This window comes from Mesorhizobium sp. Cs1299R1N1 (genome assembly GCF_037179655.1).
GTDB classification, from domain to species: Bacteria; Pseudomonadota; Alphaproteobacteria; order Rhizobiales; family Rhizobiaceae; genus Mesorhizobium; species Mesorhizobium salmacidum.
Window position 1 is genome coordinate 435,017 of sequence record NZ_JAPYKR010000002.1, and the last position, 17,884, is coordinate 452,900.

General features: G+C 62.2%; 14 protein-coding genes, 1 tRNA gene and 1 pseudogene. 11 read left to right on the top strand and 5 right to left on the bottom strand.

What is annotated here, in order from left to right:
• Positions 1-128: 128 nt before the first annotated feature.
• Entirely contained in the window at positions 129-1,421 is a 1,293-nt protein-coding gene (gene murA, locus O7A70_RS05450; protein ID WP_027146553.1) for a UDP-N-acetylglucosamine 1-carboxyvinyltransferase, read from the bottom strand.
• A 148-nt stretch (positions 1,422-1,569) separates the two neighbouring features.
• The gene (locus O7A70_RS05455) at positions 1,570-1,782 is read right to left on the bottom strand and encodes a hypothetical protein (RefSeq protein ID WP_337139700.1); all 213 of its coding nucleotides are present in this window, start codon (positions 1,780-1,782) and stop codon (positions 1,570-1,572) included.
• Positions 1,783-1,906: 124 nt separating this feature from the next.
• Between O7A70_RS05455 and O7A70_RS05460 the strand changes: the two genes are divergently transcribed.
• Positions 1,907-1,981, top strand: a tRNA-Thr gene (locus tag O7A70_RS05460).
• Positions 1,982-2,299: 318 nt separating this feature from the next.
• On the opposite strand, the gene O7A70_RS34170 is transcribed toward O7A70_RS05460, so the two are convergent.
• On the bottom strand, positions 2,300-2,683 hold the full coding sequence (locus O7A70_RS34170) for an AAA family ATPase (RefSeq protein WP_442921160.1): 384 nt from the start codon (positions 2,681-2,683) through the stop codon (positions 2,300-2,302).
• Positions 2,684-2,787: 104 nt separating this feature from the next.
• On the opposite strand from O7A70_RS34170, the gene O7A70_RS05465 reads away from it, so the two are divergent.
• The 6 genes from O7A70_RS05465 to O7A70_RS05490 all read left to right on the top strand — a co-directional run bounded on the left by O7A70_RS05465 (position 2,788) and on the right by O7A70_RS05490 (position 11,670).
• Positions 2,788-3,303 (top strand): hypothetical protein, encoded by a 516-nt coding sequence (locus O7A70_RS05465; protein ID WP_337139460.1) that lies wholly within the window; start codon positions 2,788-2,790, stop codon positions 3,301-3,303.
• Between the two features lie 651 nt (positions 3,304-3,954).
• Positions 3,955-5,121, top strand: coding sequence for an SH3 domain-containing protein (locus O7A70_RS05470; RefSeq protein WP_337139461.1), 1,167 nt, complete (start codon positions 3,955-3,957; stop codon positions 5,119-5,121).
• A gap of 1,624 nt (positions 5,122-6,745) precedes the next feature.
• Positions 6,746-8,404, top strand: coding sequence for a DUF882 domain-containing protein (locus O7A70_RS05475; protein WP_337139462.1), 1,659 nt, complete (start codon positions 6,746-6,748; stop codon positions 8,402-8,404).
• 135 nt (positions 8,405-8,539) lie between these two features.
• Positions 8,540-9,928, top strand: a complete 1,389-nt coding sequence (locus O7A70_RS05480; protein WP_337139463.1) for a multicopper oxidase family protein — start codon at positions 8,540-8,542, stop codon at positions 9,926-9,928.
• A 167-nt stretch (positions 9,929-10,095) separates the two neighbouring features.
• On the top strand, positions 10,096-11,409 hold the full coding sequence (locus tag O7A70_RS05485) for an NAD(P)H-dependent oxidoreductase (protein WP_337139464.1): 1,314 nt from the start codon (positions 10,096-10,098) through the stop codon (positions 11,407-11,409).
• 18 nt (positions 11,410-11,427) lie between these two features.
• Complete coding sequence (locus O7A70_RS05490; protein ID WP_337139465.1) at positions 11,428-11,670, top strand: type II toxin-antitoxin system VapB family antitoxin; 243 nt, start codon at positions 11,428-11,430, stop codon at positions 11,668-11,670.
• Positions 11,671-11,720: 50 nt separating this feature from the next.
• On the opposite strand, the gene proC is transcribed toward O7A70_RS05490, so the two are convergent.
• Positions 11,721-12,536, bottom strand: coding sequence for a pyrroline-5-carboxylate reductase (gene proC, locus O7A70_RS05495; RefSeq protein ID WP_337139467.1), 816 nt, complete (start codon positions 12,534-12,536; stop codon positions 11,721-11,723).
• A 94-nt stretch (positions 12,537-12,630) separates the two neighbouring features.
• Positions 12,631-12,774, bottom strand: a pseudogene (locus O7A70_RS05500) (O-antigen ligase family protein); the annotation flags it as partial.
• 163 nt (positions 12,775-12,937) lie between these two features.
• On the opposite strand from O7A70_RS05500, the gene O7A70_RS05505 reads away from it, so the two are divergent.
• From O7A70_RS05505 to O7A70_RS05520, 4 genes are all read left to right on the top strand, one after another.
• Positions 12,938-13,948 carry a hypothetical protein gene (locus O7A70_RS05505; RefSeq protein ID WP_337139469.1) on the top strand — a complete coding sequence of 337 codons (1,011 nt, stop codon included), beginning with the start codon at positions 12,938-12,940 and terminating at the stop codon, positions 13,946-13,948.
• Positions 13,949-14,130: 182 nt separating this feature from the next.
• Positions 14,131-15,030 carry a bifunctional methylenetetrahydrofolate dehydrogenase/methenyltetrahydrofolate cyclohydrolase FolD gene (gene folD / locus O7A70_RS05510; protein ID WP_337139470.1) on the top strand — a complete coding sequence of 300 codons (900 nt, stop codon included), beginning with the start codon at positions 14,131-14,133 and terminating at the stop codon, positions 15,028-15,030.
• Between the two features lie 28 nt (positions 15,031-15,058).
• Positions 15,059-16,057, top strand: a complete 999-nt coding sequence (locus O7A70_RS05515; RefSeq protein ID WP_032922464.1) for a GlxA family transcriptional regulator — start codon at positions 15,059-15,061, stop codon at positions 16,055-16,057.
• A 108-nt stretch (positions 16,058-16,165) separates the two neighbouring features.
• Positions 16,166-17,818, top strand: coding sequence for a vWA domain-containing protein (locus tag O7A70_RS05520; RefSeq protein WP_337139472.1), 1,653 nt, complete (start codon positions 16,166-16,168; stop codon positions 17,816-17,818).
• Positions 17,819-17,884 lie beyond the last annotated feature (66 nt).

The following is a 17,884-nucleotide window of genomic DNA, read 5'->3' on the forward strand; positions in this document are numbered from 1 at the left end:
GCCAGGAATGCTGCCAGAGGCAATTGCCTCAGGTTTTGCGCACCCCTCATCGGCCCTGCCGGCATTTCTCCGCATAGTGGCGGGCGAAGGACGCTTCGCAGATGATTTCGCCAAGCGACCGCCGATCGTTAAGCCGAAATACGCTCGATCACCGCGCCGCAATTGGAAAGCTTTTCCTCCAGCCGCTCGAAACCGCGGTCGAGATGGTAGACGCGGTTGACCGTGGTCTCGCCTTCGGCCGCCAGGCCAGCGATGACCAGCGAGACGGAAGCGCGAAGATCGGTCGCCATGACCGGCGCGCCTTTCAGCTTCGCCACGCCGTCGACGATCGCCGTCTGGCCCGAAAGCGTGATGTGGGCGCCGAGCCGAGCCAGTTCCTGGACGTGCATGAAGCGGTTTTCGAAGATCGTCTCGGTGATGCGCGACTTGCCCTTGGCCATGGTCATCAGGCCCATGAACTGCGCCTGCAGGTCGGTCGGGAAGGCCGGGAAGGGCGCCGTCGTCACATCGACCGGCGAAATGCCGGCGCCGTTGCGCCTCACGCGGATGCCGGAATTGGTCTGCGTGATCTCCGCGCCCGTCTGGGAAATCACGTCGAGCGCCGTCTGCAGCAGCTCCGGCCGCGCGCCTTCGAGCACGACGTCGCCGCCGGTCATCGCCACAGCCATGGCATAGGTGCCGGTCTCGATGCGGTCGGGGATGACGCGCACGCGCGCGCCCGACAGCGCTTCGACGCCGTCGATGGTGATGGTCGGCGTGCCGGCGCCGGAAATCCTGGCGCCCATGGCGTTGAGGCATTCGGCGAGGTTGACGATCTCGGGCTCGCAGGCGGCGTTTTCGAGCACTGTCTCGCCCTTGGCGAGCGATGCCGCCATCATCAGCACATGGGTGGCGCCGACCGAGACCTTGGGGAAGGCGTAACGGTTGCCGACGAGGCGGCCATTCCGGGTCTTGGCGATGACATAGCCGGTATCGACATCGATATCGGCGCCCAGCGCCTGCAGGCCTTCGAGGAACAGATCGACCGGACGCGTGCCGATGGCGCAGCCGCCGGGCAGCGAGACCTTGGCCTCGCCCATCCGGGCCAGCAGCGGCCCGATCACCCAGAACGAGGCGCGCATCTTGGACACCAGCTCGTAAGGGGCGGTGGTATCGACGATGTTGCGGGCGGAGAAGTTGATGGTGCGCGAATAGCCCTCATTCTGCTTCTCGCGGCGGCCATTGACCGAATAGTCGACGCCGTGATTGCCGAGGATGCGGATCAGTTGCTCGACATCGGCCAGATGAGGCACGTTTTCGAGTGTCAGCGTGTCGTCGGTCAGAAGCGAGGCGATCATCAGCGGCAGAGCGGCGTTTTTGGCGCCCGAGATCGGAATGCTTCCGGCAAGCTTGTTGCCGCCGACAATTCTGATGCGATCCATTAGAGAATGTCCCTCTCAGCCAGAAAAGGCCGGTTCAATCGTTTGAGTGTATCGGCCCGTCTAGACCATTGACCAATCTGGTTCAAGAATTAGGCCGGTTCAAGAAATAGGATTTCGCCCGCCCCGGCCCAAGAGTGGCCGATTTGAGTTAATCTTTCTTCATTTCCTTGGCCGCGCCGAGCCCGTCGGGCCGTTGGTCGGCCTCACCTGTGCGGCGCGAGCGCGACTGCGCCTTGCGCTTCTGCAGATTGGCACGCAACTGCTCGGCGAGCCGGTTCTTGCGGGTTGTTTCGCTGCTTTTCGGTGGATTTGTCTTGTCGTTCATCATCCCGCCCCGGTTGGCGACCAGCCAACCCGCCATTCAGGGATAGCCAACATTGTGGCGCCGCCATGTCATGGAAAGCTATCCGGCAAAGGCTTTCACAGAAGCGTTGTTCTTGGCCTTGCGCTTGCCGGTTCGATGTGGCAGAAGCCCGCCATCGGCGGCTGCGGTAGCTCAGTGGTAGAGCACTCCCTTGGTAAGGGAGAGGTCGAGAGTTCAATCCTCTCTCGCAGCACCAGTTCCTTCGCCTGTAGCGTCAATAACTTAGCGTTTTCCGTAGCTTCCCGCAAGATGGCTGCTGCAATGGAGAGCACGATTGGCAATGCGGCGTAGGTGGGTGATGATGGTTCCTGGCCCATCCGAAGACAGGTATTCTCTATTTCCGCAAGGCAACTCCTCCCGACCTGTTCGCAAATCAAGGCCGATTGGCGGAGCTTGGCTTCAAAGTCACGCGTGAAATTCACCGCTTTCTAAGAACCAAGGACCGCAAGGGAAGCGGGCCTTCAAGAAAGTGATCCTTGAGGTCGAGGCGATATGGTCCGGGTGGCGCGACCTGTTACGGGACGGACCCCAGCGGATCAACCACCAAACGCACGGACCGCGACTGCGCCCAGAAACTGCTTACCATAGACCCAGTGATTGGTTGGAAGCAGGCCTCCGGAAGTGTTTTCCTGAAAGACCCTGCGAAACGATTCTCATCTATCACCTGCAACAGGTAGGGTGTATAGGGTCGGCCCCTAACGTTGTGCTTAGATCCGTCGTATTTTTTTCCCTCAGACGCGAACAAATCGACCAAATCGATTAGGGAGGATTTCCCGGCGTTATTCCTTCCAATCAGAATGTTTATTGGCTGGAAACTTAACATTTGGAACATGTAATCCCCAAAGCTCTTAAAGTTCCTAACTGATAGGCTAACCCCTTCTAACGGATGTTTCGTCATGCCATTCCCCCCCCCAGGCCCGCGACTGGAGATTTCTAGCCATCATGACTTTGACATTCAATTAGAATCGCTAGATTTTGACAGTTTGCGTTGCGGAGATCGCTATGGTTGATCTGAGCTTGGTGACGGCCCTTGTTACAAATCTCAAGACGGCTATCGACATCGGGAAGACCGTCAAAGAGATAACCGACATCTCGCAAGTGCGGGACAAAGTAATAGAAATGCAGGAGCTTATCCTAAGCGCCCAATCTTCTGCGATGGCAGCTCAAACGCAGTTGTTCGAGGTGCTTCAGGACAATGCGGAGCTTAAGCACAAGGCGGCTGCCGTTGATGAGTGGGCGGCGACCGCAAGCAGATACCAGTTGCGGGATTTCGGCGCAGGCACCTTTGCCTATGAGTTGAGGCCCGACGCTGCCAATGGTGAGCCCCCGCATAGGCTATGCCCAACATGTTTCGAGCAACGGAAGCGCTCATTGCTCCAGTTTATCGGGCATACCGCCTCAGACCAAGACTTTTACAAATGCATACCCTGTGCCCAGGACTACTTCTTCGGGGCAAGGCAAAGCAGGCCAGCGCCAAAGCGGACTGTCAGTAGGTCGTCTTTCTGGGAAGGCTATTAGGATAATCCAGTTGGGGGCGGGCACAGGGGGCCGTCGCCCCGGAATGGGTGGTGCTGGTCAGAACTGGGATCACGCGCAGCCAGTGGGGATCGTGGGGCGAGTGGGTGCCTTCGACCGAGCACCCGTAGACGTGCAGGAGGGCCATTCGGTATGTAGGGAACAGGGCGCTTTCCTGCCAAAACTTGAAATCAGGGTGCGTAGTTGGTCTCGCTCGGGGCGAACCTCGTCGGCGAACCCGGGAATCTTAAGCGCCGATCCGATGAGCCTCCTCACATCCGGCGTCCGGCCTCAGTCTTGGAATCGGGCATCATACGGCTTAGCGTGGCCACCACGAGGTCCGCCTCCCGCGCGCCCTCGTTGCACTCCTTACACGCCCCGAACTCCATGCCTTGGGGCCGGTGCTTGCCGTCGAAGATGCTGCGTGGCGGGTAGTGCTCCACGGTCTCGCTCGGACTGTGGCCGCCGCAAAAGATACAGAAGGGCTGCTCCCTTCGGATTCGCGGGGAGAACGTCTCCCGCCGTTTGGCCCCCCATCCTATTTTGTACCCCGTGACAGTTAGACTTCACGCTGAAATTCATCATTTTCGCAACAAGGATTCGACAACTTCGGCCTGCCAACGCTAGACTTCGATTTGGGGTAGTGCTTGGGCCATGTTTCGCGTTTTCTCAATCCTGATTGTACTGTGGGTCGTGTCGGCGCTGCTAGGCGCTTCGTCCGCCAACGCCGGGTTGCAGTTCGAGGCCGGACAGACTGACGGTGGGCTCCACTACATTTTGGTGTCAGGAGATTTTGCCTATCGAGACGACCTGTCGGTCTTTGAGGCCCTAGCGCAATCCAGCGCCGCAAAGGCAGTTACATTTCGGTCTCCCGGCGGCAACATTCAGAAGGCAATGGAGCTGGGTCGCCTAATTCGAAGGCTGGGCTTGGGAACTGCGCAGTTTAGGGCTTCTGAATGTGCATCCGCTTGCTCGTTGGCGTTTCTGGGCGGAGTGATGCGCTTCGCCGAGGCCGGCTCTATTGGCGTCCACAAGTCGTCGTTTCAGGGCGACGTTCCCTTTAGCACTCAAGAGGCGGTGTCCGCCGTCCAGCAAATCACTGCGGACGTTATTACCTACATGATCGAGATGGACGTAGACCCGGCTCTGCTCCAACTTTCGCTGCAATACGACAGCAACGACATACGCTATCTCTCTATGAGCGAGATGGCGAAGTACAGCGTTGTCACCCTCCCCCCCGACTCGGGGCAGCCAACTGTGGCAAGTGCGGTACCATCTCCGATGCCGCCGCCGCCCACACCGCCGACCTCGGCCTCAACACCGGCACCTTCTGCCAATCCCTCGCTCGTGATTCCAGAAGCTCATTCTGGCCGGATAGGGCACCCTAAGGGCTCTGCACCCCTCAAGGCATTGCCGGAGGGAAAGTCCACGAATGTCGCCGTGCTGCGGAATGGGAGCCCAGTCGTGATCCTGGGTAGTAGCGGCCGCTGGTACCGAGTCCAGGCCGGCAACCAGATCGGCTACATGCACGACACCTGGGTGTATGTTGATCAGTACGATAGCGGTCCATTTGGACGGCGGCACATCCAGGTCAAAAGCTTCAGCAACTACGCAGAGGCCGAGGCTTATGTCCGAACCTCCTCCATACCACTCTCCGCCTACCTTGCTACCAATGGGTGGTATGCGATCACGCTTGCCAACACCTTCGATGAGCCCATGGCGAAGAGCTTGGTCAGCGAGATGAAGGCAAGAGGCGCAATCCCCGACGACGCCTACGCAACATTCGGTAACACTTACGTTCGCAAGGTGTGCTGCCAATAGGCATCGCCAATGAGGCACTATGACAGTGAGGCAACGGGCACCTTCAGGAGAAGCTTGATGCCGTCGTCCTGGCGCTCCCATCGTCTGGTCGGGTGACGAGCGAGCCGCGGGTACTTGCAATCTTGACGCCGCCACCAAGGCGAGTTGCACTCGGAGGTCCAAAAGCTCGTCGCCCATCGAGAGCCCGTCGGATGCCGTTGAGGCGCAGATGGCCAACAATTGCGAGCTCGAGAACCAGCTTCTCGCCATTGCCCATCGATATCAGGTCCGATCACGCCACTTTACCGCATTCTCTAGCGCACTCTGGATGCGCCCAAGGATGACGGTGCGTTGGCGGCGAAGTTGCCGGAAAATGGGACGCCCTAAGGCCCCAAAACTTCGCCCGATCGGGTAGCATAGGTCCAGAAGGTCCAGTTGCGGACATCTTCGGCTTTTTCTTCGAAATCCTCCACTCGTCCATATCGCTGGATGAAACCGTTCACATCGAAGGCAGCTAGTATTTCTGCTGCGGATTTTGTTGCATAACGCCTCGCCGAGAAATGGGCTGCGCGTTTGGCGCTTCGGCCTATGCTCCACCTTTTGCTGCTTCCTTCGTTCGTATTGATGTGTTCCGGATATATTAGCTGGAGTGTATATTTCTAAATCAGCCGGCGTGCCGCCCGCTCCTCAAAGCCCCGCCGGTTAGGCCCAGCGGCCTGACGCTGCCAGTCCCCCTAGCACCCACGCCGCTGGGCCGCCCGTTCACGCCCGCTGATCCGATGTCTGCGGATGGCTGGTTAAGCCATGCTGCGATCGGGGACCCAGCGTCGCGGCGCGGCTGGCGGCACCTAGACGACGTCCCAGCGCATCCAGCCGCTTCGCCGAGGCGGTCGACGCGCCGGCCCCAACAAGAACCCCAAGCCGGTCAGGCCCGACGGTCGGTCGAACACACCTCGACAGCCTGTCGGGCCGCTGCCGCTGTCAATGGCACGGCCGATATGGGTAGAACTCGCCGGGCGGAGACCCCGCCATCTGGCCCGGCGAGCCTACGACCTGATCAGATTATGCGACCAGGGCCGGGATCAACCGGCAATCTGTCCGATGCAAGAACGATACCAGCACCTTAGTGCTGAAATGGGACAGGAGAGGACCAGCGTTCAAAATGGCGCTGCTCGAAGGCCGGCTTCCAGTCGCGATTGCGTTCCCCGCTGCTGTCCCTCGAGGTGCCAGGAATGTCCACGCATCGTTGGGGTTGTTACTTGCCCCGGCCGAGAATCCGGTCGGCAACGTGGTCTAACGAGAAGGTGCCCTTGCGGCGCTGCTCGAAACCACCCGTCACGCTGGCACTTCAGGTCTGTCCGTACCAGTCGGCCGCCGCCAGCTACAGTCCGATGGCATCAGCCGTTGACGCGTTCAGCCGGAAGACAACGTGGCTTCCCCAAAGGCGGGCCTTCGGCAATCTCCAGTCGAAACGCATCCTCGGCATGACACGATTCATTAACCAAGATGCTGTTCTTCGACATGACGTGTTGTGGGATGGCTGCCTGTTCGCCCGGTCAAGCCATCGCCGGGGAGAGTGCTGAAAGGAAGGCCCCGCATCCGGCGAAGACCTCAAATCGCCCGAAACAGGAACGATGTGCAAGGCATGAGCGTGATTGAAAGCGAACAAAACGCGCCCGGCGGTTTCCGCTGGTGGACCCGGTTGCCGGCCTTCATGGTCGCTTTCTTCTGCATGTGCATCACCGATGCGTTCGCCGAAACGCGCTCTCTGCGAATTCAGCATCTCCATACGGGCGAGAAGGCCGAAATCGTCTTCAAGCGCAACGGGCGTTACGATCAGGCGGGACTGAAGAAGATCAATTTCATGCTGCGCGACTGGCGCCGCAACGAACCGACCAGGATGGATCCGCGTCTGCTCGACCTGGTCTGGCAGGCTTACCGCGCCAGCGGCTCTACAGCCTATATCCATGTGGTCAGCGCCTATCGCTCGCCGGCGACCAACGCCATGCTGCGCGGCCGCTCGAAAGGGGTGGCCCGGGAAAGCCAGCATATGGTTGGCCGCGCCATGGACTTCTTCCTGCCGGATGTGCCGCTGAAGAAGCTGCGCGACATCGGCCTGAAGATGCAGGGCGGCGGCGTCGGCTATTACCCGACTTCCGGTTCACCCTTCATCCACATGGATGTCGGCAATGTACGGCATTGGCCGGGCATCAGCCGCCAGGAACTGGCCAGGGTCTTCCCGAACGGCAATACGCTGCATGTGCCGACCGACGGCCGACCGCTGCCTGGCTACGACCAGGCGTTTGCCGCCTACAAATCCCGCAATGCCGCCGGCGCGCCCAGCATCGAGCTGGCAAGCGCCGACAACGGCCAGCGCAAGCCGGTGCGTGGTCTGCTGGCAACGCTTTTGGGCGGGCCCGGCGCGGACGAAGCCGACGATGCCGCGCAAGCGGCGCCTGCGCCACGCAACTCGGCCAAGTCCGTTGAACCCAAGATGGCCGGTGAACCCAAGATGGCTGGTGAACCCAAGACGGCTGATGAACCCAAGACGGCCGGCCAGGGCATTGCTATCGTGGCGCCGGAGGCGGCCCAGCGAGCGGACATCCGGATGGCTTCCGCCGATCCGGCTGAAGAAACGCCCGCGAAGACGCCGGAAGCGATTGTCATGGCGATGGCGCCCGGCACGGTGCCGGTACCCGCCTTCGCACGGCGCGCCGAGCTTGCTGCCAGCATTCCAACCCCGCAAACAGTGCCGTTCGGCGTAGCCAGCGCATCCACGGCGGCTGAACCGGCGACCGGCGCCGAAATTCCCTTGGCCAAGATGAATGCCGCTCCCGCGGTTGCTGGTGCCGACATGCTGGCGCTCGACATCCCTGTCCCGACATGGCGACCCGAAGGCCAGACTGGCCCCGCGCGTCAACCGGCGGCGGCCAGACCTGTCGATGCAATCGGTGCCTTGCTGGCCATGCATCACGCCGACGACGGTCTCGATCCGCTGGCCGGCCAGCGGATTGCACTCCCCGCATCGAAACCCGTAGATCGTATCAGGACCAGCCCCAAGGCCGACCGCGTCCAGCCAGGTCTCGATCCCGAAGCCACCGCCGTCATTGTGCCGCTTGAGACAAGTCGGCGCATCACCGGCCGGACCGGCTCGACAACGGCGACCATCATCGCCGCCAATTTCATCCGCACGGCGCCGGAGCAGGTCTATCTCGATGGATTCCAGCCACGACGACGGACGTCCGACCACCGCCGCTTCACCGGTTCGGCGGTAAAATTCCTGCCTATCGCCAGTTTCAAATAACAAAGCTTGAGCGCATCCGTTCACTGGCAACCGAGAAGCCGCCGTCCTGACCGGTGTCGTTGGCAAACGGGTACCAGTCCGGCTATGAACGGTAAAAGATGTGGAGGCTAGTCAGCTTTTCCGTTGGAGCGCATCATGATCACACGCCGCGCACTTCTCAAAACCGCCGCCATCGCTGGCGCGAGCGGTTTTGGGCTTGCCGCGATCGGCAGGATTGGCGGCTGGGCCGCGGCCACGCCTGAGCCGGTGGTGCTGCGGACCGCGAAAATCCAGGCCAAACTGATGGATGTCGGCCAGACCAGGGATGTGCTGACCTACGGCAACGCCGGCATGCCTCCGGTGATCAGGATGAAAAAGGGCGAGCCTTTTGCCGCGCGCCTGGTCAACGCCATCGATGATCCGACAACCATCCACTGGCACGGCATTCGCCTGCCGAACAAGATGGATGGCGTGCCCTTCCTGGTGCAGCCTTACGTCTACACCGGCGACCATTTCGACTATGCCTTCACGCCGCCCGACGCCGGCACCTTCTGGTATCATCCGCATTGCAACACGCTGGAACAGATGGGGCACGGCCTGACCGGTGTGATCGTGGTCGAAAACCCGAACGACCCAAAATTCGACGCCGAATTTGTCCTCAACCTGCGCGACTGGCGCCTTGGCGACGACGCTCAGTTCATCGACCAGTTCCGACCGCGCGATGCCGCCAGGACCGGCACCTACGGCACGGTGCGCACGGCGAACTGGCTCGACCAGCCACAATATGACGCGCCGGCCGGCGGGTTGGTGCGGCTGCGCGTTGCAATCACCGATGTCACCCGAATCTACGCCTTTCGCGTCGACGGCGCCGAAGCTGATGTCATCGCGCTGGACGGCAACCCGGTGCCGCGGCGTTTTGCACCCGACGCCCTATTGATCGGACCCGGTCAGCGTCTGGAACTCGCTGTCCGCGTGCCCGACAACGAGGGCGCGCTTGTGACCTTGCGGGACGTCAGGGGCACCAAGCCGAAAGCCTTGGCGACGCTGCGCGCGGTTGGAGCTTCCCTCAAACGCGACAGCCGCGATCTCGCACCGCTGGAGGCCAATCCGGTGGCCGAGATCGATCTCACTACCGCCCAGCATATTTCGCTGGCGCTTAGCGCCACGGCGGAGAACGTCCCGAGCGACAGCATCTGCGGCTCGCTCGGCTACAGTTTCTGGGCCATCAACAAGGTGCCGTGGCCGGGCGATACGCCCGATCCGACCGCGCCTTTGGCCGAACTGAAGCTCGGCAAAAGCTACATCATCGACATGGAGAACCTGACGCCGCAATCGCATCCGATGCATTTGCATGGCATGAGCTTCAAGGTGCTGTCATCCTCGACGCGTCCGGTGCAGCCGCTGATTTCGGACACTTATCTCATCCAACCCAATGAGAAGGTGAGCCTGGGCTTCGTCGCCGACAATCCCGGCGACTGGCTGCTGCACTGTCACATCATCGAGCATCAGAAATCAGGCATGACAAGCTACGTCAGGGTGGTTTGAAGCCGTCACCACAATGTCGATTCGCACCCCGGGCCAATAATTCGCGGCGAATGTGCCTTTTCCCTGCGATTCCGTTGGAAATCGCCGGTCGCGAGTGGTTTCGTTGGCACAGGGGACCAGTCCCTGCTAATTCGGCCCCAAATCAAGAAGCCGTGGACATTCCCTGCATGACCAATGTCGCTTTGACGGGACTTGCCCGCGATCTCGCCAGACGCGCCGCCGAGGGCCGCCCCGTGCGCATCGGCGTCATCGGCTCGGGCGAAATGGGCACCGACCTGGTCACGCAAGGCATGCTGATGCCGGGCATCGCGGTCTGCGCCGTCTCGACCCGGCGCCCGCACACCGCGCGTGACGCCATCCGCATCGCCTATGGCGATGAGGCGATGGCGGTCGAAGCCGACACCGCATCGAAAGTCACAGACGCCATCGAAAGCGGCAGGATCGCCATCACCTCGAACGAGATGCTGGTCACCAATCCACTGATCGACGTGGTCATCGACGCCACGGGAAAACCCGGCGTTGCCGCCGATTTCGACCTGATGGCGATGGAGCACGGCAAGCATCTGGTGATGATGAATGTCGAGGCCGACGTCACCATCGGCTGCTATCTCAAGCAGCAGGCCGACCGGCTTGGCGTCGTCTATTCGGTCGGCGCCGGCGACGAGCCGTCAAGCTGCATGGAACTGATCGAGTTCGCGTCCGCACTCGGACTGACGATCGTCTCGGCCGGCAAGGGCAAGAACAATCCGCTCAACCATGATGCCGTGCCCGACGACTATCGCGACGAGGCGGCCCGCCGCAACATGAACCCGCGCATGCTGGTCGAGTTCGTCGATGGCTCCAAGACCATGGTCGAGATGTGCGCCATCGCCAATGCGACCGGACTGGTGCCCGATGTGCCTGGCATGCACGGCCCCAAGGCGGACCGCGACGACCTCGTCAAGGTGCTGATCCCGCGCGAGGACGGTGGCCTCCTGCTGAAAAAGGGCGTCGTCGATTACACGATCGGCAAGGGTGTGGCGCCTGGTGTCTTCGTCATCGTCGAGGCGACGCATCCGCGCATCATCGAGCGCATGGATGACCTGCATATCGGCCATGGTCCCTATTACAGCCTGTTTCGACCATATCACCTGACCTCGTTGGAAGTGCCGCTGACAGCGGCCCGCATCGTGCTGTTCGGCAAGCCCGACATGGTGCCGCTGCCGAGGCCGGTCGCCGAGGTCTGCGCCGTTGCCAAGCGCGATCTCGCCGCCGGCGAGACCTTCGATGCGATCGGCGAAACCCGCTATCGCTCCTGGACCATGACCGTCGGCGAAGCCCGCGCCCAACACGCCGTCCCGGTCGGCCTGCTCGAGGGCGGCAAGGTGCTGAAACCGGTCAGGAAAGGCGAGTTGCTGACCGCCGACAATGCAGCGCCCGACCAGACGACAAGACTTTTCGCCTTGCGCCGGCTACAGGATGAGATGCTGTACGGAGCTTGACGTTAAGAGGTTGGTCCCATGGACCTTCGAATCAGCAACCCACGTGCGCGTGAGTTAGCTTTTCAGCTTGCCGCAAGACGCAAGGTTTCTATGACCAGAGCGGTTATCGATGCGCTTGAAAATGAATTGGTGAGAGAACAAGAACAAGCATCCCTTGCAGGACGCCTAGCTGCCATTGCCGATGATCTCGGGTCCAAAGCGGGCGGCCTTGGCCGGGCTGTGAGCAAGGACGAAATCGACGAGATGTGGAGCAATCCATAACGTCGTCGCATCGGTACCCGCAGTCGCCCTGATGCCGCCGGACCCACAGCCTACTTCCCCAGTTCGATCGACCTTAGTCGTGCCGCTTCCACCGCCTGCGTGAGCAGGTTTGTCAGCCGATCCTCGCCCATCAGCACGCCAAGCGCGGCTGCCGTCGTACCGTTGGGGCTGGTCACCTGCTGGCGCAGCACACCCGGATCCTCGCGGCTTTCGGCGGCGAGCGATGCGGCGCCGTAGACGGTCTGCATGGCAAGCAGCTTGGCGGTTGCCGTCGGGAGCCCGGCCTTCTCGGCGGCAACGGTCAGCGCCTCGATGAAATGGAAGATGTAGGCCGGACCCGATCCGGACACGGCGGTCACCGCATCCATCAGGCTCTCGTCATCGATGGTGGTCACTTCGCCGCTGGCCGACAAGAGGTCGGCGACGAAACGCTTGGTGTCTCCGGAAACCAGGGGATTGGAAAACATCACCATCATGCCCTTGCCGATGGCGGCCGGCGTGTTGGGCATGCAGCGCGCGATCGGCGCACGGTTGCCCAGGACCTGCTCGAAGGTAGCGACGGGCGTGCCGGCGGCGATGCTTACAAAAGTGGTGCGGCCGTCGCCGAAGCGCTTGTAGGCGGCGGTGACGTCACGGATCACCTGCGGCTTCACGGCGATGACGACGAGTTCAGGCACGGCATCCGCCGGAATACCTCCGGCTTCCGCCGCCGTGCCGCAGCCCAGAGTCGCCGCGCGCTGGAGCAGGTCTCCATTGGGCTCGACCACGAAAACCGCCGAGGGTGCAAGCTTGCCGGACATCAGCCAGCCCGAGAGCATGGCGTAACCCATATTGCCGCAGCCGGCGAGAACAAGCCTGATCGTCATCGAGAGCCCTCCTAGGAAAGGCCATGACATAGACGCTCGCGGATCGGTGGGGAAGCCCTCTCAGGACCGCTGGACGGGCATGCGCACCGCGATCGGCGTTGAGCGCGGTGAACAGCACCACCATCATGAAGCAATCGCCGAGATAGATGTTCTCCTTGCGCAGCGGAATGCGAATGTAGTCGCGCGACTGTGCGATAAGATAGGTCGCCACGCAAAGGGCAGGGATGCCCATCAGCACGATTCTGAAGCTTTCAGATGTGTGGAAAGTCACCGCAACCATGGCGTGAATTCCTGCCATCATCCGCCGCAAATTAACCTTTTGTTTCCCATGCCTGTTTAGCGTGGCTTAACGAATGGCCGACCGCCGCCGCCAAGCGACTAAAGAGTAAAGCTCCACGACAATGGTCGACAGGAAAAACCGTGAGGACTGGAAGCGCGAGCGCTCCTTGCTGGCGCTTGGCGAGGCCTTGCGTGGCGAGGACGACGCGTCGCTGGTGTCGATAGGGGACCGCGTGGACCCCTCATGGCGCGAGGATGCCGCCACCCGACATCGCCTGGCCCGTTCCCGGCGCGAGACGAAGGCGAGCCCGCCGCAGTCTGTCGCCGGTGAGGCTTCGCGGTTCCCCCCTGACGAGGAGCAGCCGTTTGAAGCCGACGACGTCTGGCGTTCGCGGGGACAGATCGGCACCAGCGATCTGCCGCCCGAAATGCCGCGCGCAAGGCTGGCGCCGGAAGAACCTCCAGCGACGGGTCGCGCTCATGATGCAGCCGGATCCCGCGCAGCGGGCAGACCCGGCCCGTCCTCCAATGGCGGTACCGACGAAAGCCCCGGGAGGATCGGCGCACTCATATCGAGATTGCGCAAGGCCATGTCCCGCAAGCCGTCGGCCGAAGCCGACGACCTGTCCAGCGAGTTCGGCCTTCCCGCCTTCGCCGACAACGGACGGCCGGCCAACGTCCCGATATTCCCTACTTATCCGAAGCCTGGTTTCGGACCTCGGCAGGCGGCCGGCCTGGATTATTCGCAGTCACCTTTCCAGCCAGGCCCCGAGGCCGGGTATGGGCGGCAAATGGCGTCGCCCTCGCGCTCGCCCCTGATGCCGCAATGGGGACTGCATCCAGCTCCGCCCTTGCCGTCCTCTCCCTATGCGCAGCCGCCGGTGTATCCCCAGGCACATGCGCAGGCGGGCTATCCCTCCACCCAACCCACGGCGGGACCCTATGCGGCGCAGATGCCGTACCCGCCGCCGCCCGCTCCGACGCAGCCACCAGCCGCCCCGCATGCGAGGCCGATCCCGGTCAAGGAGGGTGGCGAGCAACCATCGGTCGAAGAGATTCGCGCCAGCCTGCGCGAATTCCACGAAGCGGTCCGCGAACTCACGGAAAGCCGCACCCGTCGCCGCTACTTCTGAGCCACCAGATAGGTTGCGGAGGCCGAACAAAACCGGGCCGGTTTCGCGTAAACGGCATGGGAAGGCGCTTTGACGGGATTGCGAGCTTGTATTTTCGTGACAATGCCGCGCTGCAGATTGCCTGCGCCGCTGCATTGTGTTCTCGAAAGCGGCGTTGGGCGGAACGACATTGAGGGTGGTCCATGGCCGAAGTGATTGACGGAAAGAGCGTTGCCGAAGACGTGGTGCGATCGGTCAAGGCGCTGACCGCCGAGCTGGTTGCCAAGGGCAAGGCCAAGCCAGGTCTGGCCGTGGTCATCGTCGGCGAGGATCCGGCGAGCCAGGTCTATGTCGCTTCCAAATCCCGCACCGCCAAGGAATGCGGCTTTCACTCGCTTCAGCACACGCTGCCGGCCGAGACGTCAGAGGCGGCACTGCTCAAGCTCATCGCCGAGCTCAACGCCGACCCGGCCATCAACGGTATCCTGGTCCAGCTTCCGCTGCCCGCCCATGTCGATGCCGGCAAGATCATCCAGGCCATCGCGCCGCAGAAAGATGTCGACGGCTTCCATTTCATCAATGTCGGCAAGCTCGGCACCGGCGAACTCGACACGGCCTTCGTTCCCTGCACGCCCGCCGGCTCTATGCTCCTGATCGAGCGCGTGCGCGGCAAGGACCTGTCCGGCCTCAACGCGGTCGTCGTCGGCCGCTCCAACATCGTCGGCAAGCCGATGGCCAATCTGCTGCTTGCCGCCAACTGCACCGTCACCATCGCCCACAGCCGCACCAAGGACCTGCCGGCGCTTGCCCGCACGGCCGACATTCTTGTCGCCGCCGTTGGACGGCCGGAAATGATCAGGGGTGATTGGGTCAAGCCTGGCGCCACCGTCATCGATGTCGGTATCAACCGCATTCCCGCGCCCGAGAAGGGCGAAGGCAAGTCACGTCTCGTCGGCGATGTCGCCTATGCCGAAGCGGCAAAGGCGGCGGGCGCGATTACCCCGGTGCCCGGCGGTGTCGGGCCGATGACCATTGCCATGCTGATGGCCAATACGTTAGCTTCGGCCTACCTTGCGGCCGGATTGAAGCGGCCTTCCTTCTGAGCCCGGGTTGACCCTGAAAGCCGCAGCTTTGCCGAATCCCACTATTTCCCCGGAACGGCCGGTCACGAATGATCCCGTTCAAGGAGGCCGGCAGTTCGCTTTCCTGCTGGTCGACAAGTTCTCCATGTTCTCGCTGGCCGCAGCGATCGACACGTTCCGGTCGGCGAACCGCCTGCTCGGTCGCGATTTCTACGGTTGGACGACGGTGTCCGCCGATGGCGATCCGGTAATGGCCTCCAACGGCCTGCCGCTCAAGATCGACTACGCCGTCGCCGATCTGCCGCCGGTCGACATACTCTTCGTCTCGGTCGGCCTGACGACGGAATTTCCGGGCAAGAGCAAGGTTCTGGCGGCCTTGCGCAGCTGGGGCCGGCGCGGCAACGCACTGGGTGCCTTGTCGGTCGGATCCTACCTGCTGGCCGAGGCCGGCCAGCTCGAAGGCTATCGCTGCACCATCCATTGGGAAAACCGCGCCGGCTTCGTCGAGCGCTTTCCCGACATCAACTGCACGGGCAATGTCTTCGAGATCGACCGCAAGCGCTACACCTGCGCCGGCGGCACCACCTCTATCGACCTGATGCTGGAGATCGTGCGCGGCGATTTCGGCTCCAACCTCGCCAATGGCGTCGCCAACCAGTTTCAGCACGAGCGCATCCGCTCCGCCGGAGACCGCCAGCGCGTCGGGCCGGAGCGTGACCTGACGGGCAAGTCGGAGAAGCTCAGGCGCATCGTCGAACTGATGGCCGACCATCTCGACGAGCCGCTGTCGGCGGTACAGCTCGCCAAGTCGGCGGGCCTTTCGGTGCGCCAGGTGGAGCGGCTGTTCCTGCGCCATCTCAACGTCACGCCCGGGCGCTACTATATGCGGCTTCGGCTGGAGCGGGCCCGCGAATTGCTGCGTCAGACCAACATGCCGATCCTCGACGTGGCGATCGCGACCGGCTTCACCTCGCATTCCTATTTTGCCCAGAGCTATCGGCTGCAATTCGGCCGCCCGCCCTCGGAAGAGCGCCGCACCACATACTGAATTAAGTACGCAGGGCCTATGCGAGCTTCGTTGAAGCGGTGGCTTGTGTCCCGGCACGCGCTCAAATAGCTTCAGCCGGCGGACGGGGTGGCTATTCAGGAGATTTCGATGGCGATACTTGCGCGGAGCTTCGCTGCGGCGATCCTCCTTTTGTCGATGACGACATTCGGCTTTGCCGCCAACAAGGTCATCATCATCCTCGACGCGTCGGGATCGATGTGGGCGCAGATCGATGGCAAGCCCAAGCTCGAAATCGCCCGCGAATCGCTGAGGACCGTGCTTCAATCGGTTCCCGCCGCCGACGAGATCGGCTTCATGGCCTATGGCCATCGTGAGAAAGGCAGCTGCGACGACATCCAGCTTATCGTGCCGCCTCAGGCGGGCTCGGCAAGCGCCATCTCGGCGGCCGCCGACAGTATGAAGTTCCTCGGCAAGACGCCGCTGACGGCAGCCGTCAAGCAGGCGGCCGAAGCGCTGAGATACACCGAGGACAAGGCGACCGTCGTCCTCATCACCGACGGGCTCGAAACCTGCGGCGGCGATCCTTGTGCGCTTGGCAAGGAACTCGAAGCCTCCGGCGTCGATTTCACCGCCGATGTCGTCGGCTTCGGCCTGACCGCCGACGAAGGCAAGCAGATCGCCTGCCTCGCCGACAACACCGGCGGCAAATACATCCAGGCATCCGACGAGAAGGCGCTGCAGGAAGCGCTGGTCGAGACTGTGGCGGCCCCGGCACCAGCGCTCGAGCCAGCACCGGCACCAGCGCCTGAGCCGGCGAAGTCCGAGTTCAATTTCATGCCGACCGTTGTGCTGGCCGAGGGCGGCGATCCCGTCACCGACGGCAATGCCTGGGAAGTCTACAAGGCCAAATCGGACGGCACGCGCGGCGACAACATCACCACCGAATACGGCGACTACAAAGCCAATCTGGAACCGGGCGACTACATCGTCGTCGCGCGCGACGGCGAAGCCAAGGTGGAGCAGAAGGTCAGGATCGAGGCAGGCCAGGTCTACAAGCCGCTGTTCACCTTGAATGCCGGCACGCTCATCCTGCATCCGCGTCCCAGCCAAGGTGCCGACGTAGCCAGCGGGGCGGCTGTCGTGATCGCCTATCCGGGCGTCGACAACCCCCCGACCTATTATGGCGACACGAAAGTCGTGTTGCCGGCCGGCGACGAGAAAGTGACCGTCACGATCGGACAGGGCGTGGTCACCGAAACGATCCCGCTCGCTGCCGGCAGGGTGATCGACAAGGACATCATCGTCGGCGTCGGCCATGTCCTTGCCAACGCATATTATGCGGCCGGAGGCGACAAGGTCGATGGTTCAGGCATCGGCTTCAAGGTGCTCAAGGCCAAGAAGAAGATCGATGGCACCCGCGACGAGGTCACGTATGCCTATGGCCCCGACAGCAAGTTCGACCTGCCGCCCGATGACTATGTGTTGATCGCGACGGTTGACCTCGCGGTCGTGGAACAGCCTTTCAGCGTCAAGGTCGGCGAGTTCCAGGACCTCAAGGTCGCCATGGATGCCGGCGTGCTGGCTATCACGGCGCCCGGCACCTCCAAGATCGAGATTTTCGAGACGAAGAAGGACATCAATGGCAATCGCAAGTCGATCGGCTACGCCTATGACGAGAAGTATCAGGCCGCGATAGGGGCGGGCGACTACGCGGTGGTCTCGGAGAAGTCGGACAACAGCAAGAAGGAAGGCACCGTGACCGTGAAGGCTGGCGAGCGGGTTGAATTGACGGTGCAATAAGGATCGCGATTTCGACCAGCAAAAAGGGCGGCCACGAGCCGCCCTTTTTTCATGCGGTACAGAATG

What these genes read in the sequence shown, in the direction of transcription:
- O7A70_RS05480 (WP_337139463.1), top strand. Translation starts at nt 8,540, where the DNA reads ATGATCACACGCCGCGCACTTCTCAAAACCGCCGCCATCGCTGGCGCG.
- folD (WP_337139470.1), top strand. Translation starts at nt 14,131, where the DNA reads ATGGCCGAAGTGATTGACGGAAAGAGCGTTGCCGAAGACGTGGTGCGA.
- O7A70_RS05490 (WP_337139465.1), top strand. Translation starts at nt 11,428, where the DNA reads ATGGACCTTCGAATCAGCAACCCACGTGCGCGTGAGTTAGCTTTTCAG.
- O7A70_RS05505 (WP_337139469.1), top strand. Translation starts at nt 12,938, where the DNA reads ATGGTCGACAGGAAAAACCGTGAGGACTGGAAGCGCGAGCGCTCCTTG.
- O7A70_RS05470 (WP_337139461.1), top strand. Translation starts at nt 3,955, where the DNA reads ATGTTTCGCGTTTTCTCAATCCTGATTGTACTGTGGGTCGTGTCGGCG.
- O7A70_RS34170 (WP_442921160.1), bottom strand. Translation starts at nt 2,683, where the DNA reads ATGACGAAACATCCGTTAGAAGGGGTTAGCCTATCAGTTAGGAACTTT.
- O7A70_RS05455 (WP_337139700.1), bottom strand. Translation starts at nt 1,782, where the DNA reads ATGGCGGGTTGGCTGGTCGCCAACCGGGGCGGGATGATGAACGACAAG.
- murA (WP_027146553.1), bottom strand. Translation starts at nt 1,421, where the DNA reads ATGGATCGCATCAGAATTGTCGGCGGCAACAAGCTTGCCGGAAGCATT.
- proC (WP_337139467.1), bottom strand. Translation starts at nt 12,536, where the DNA reads ATGACGATCAGGCTTGTTCTCGCCGGCTGCGGCAATATGGGTTACGCC.
- O7A70_RS05520 (WP_337139472.1), top strand. Translation starts at nt 16,166, where the DNA reads ATGGCGATACTTGCGCGGAGCTTCGCTGCGGCGATCCTCCTTTTGTCG.
- O7A70_RS05465 (WP_337139460.1), top strand. Translation starts at nt 2,788, where the DNA reads ATGGTTGATCTGAGCTTGGTGACGGCCCTTGTTACAAATCTCAAGACG.
- O7A70_RS05485 (WP_337139464.1), top strand. Translation starts at nt 10,096, where the DNA reads ATGACCAATGTCGCTTTGACGGGACTTGCCCGCGATCTCGCCAGACGC.
- O7A70_RS05475 (WP_337139462.1), top strand. Translation starts at nt 6,746, where the DNA reads ATGAGCGTGATTGAAAGCGAACAAAACGCGCCCGGCGGTTTCCGCTGG.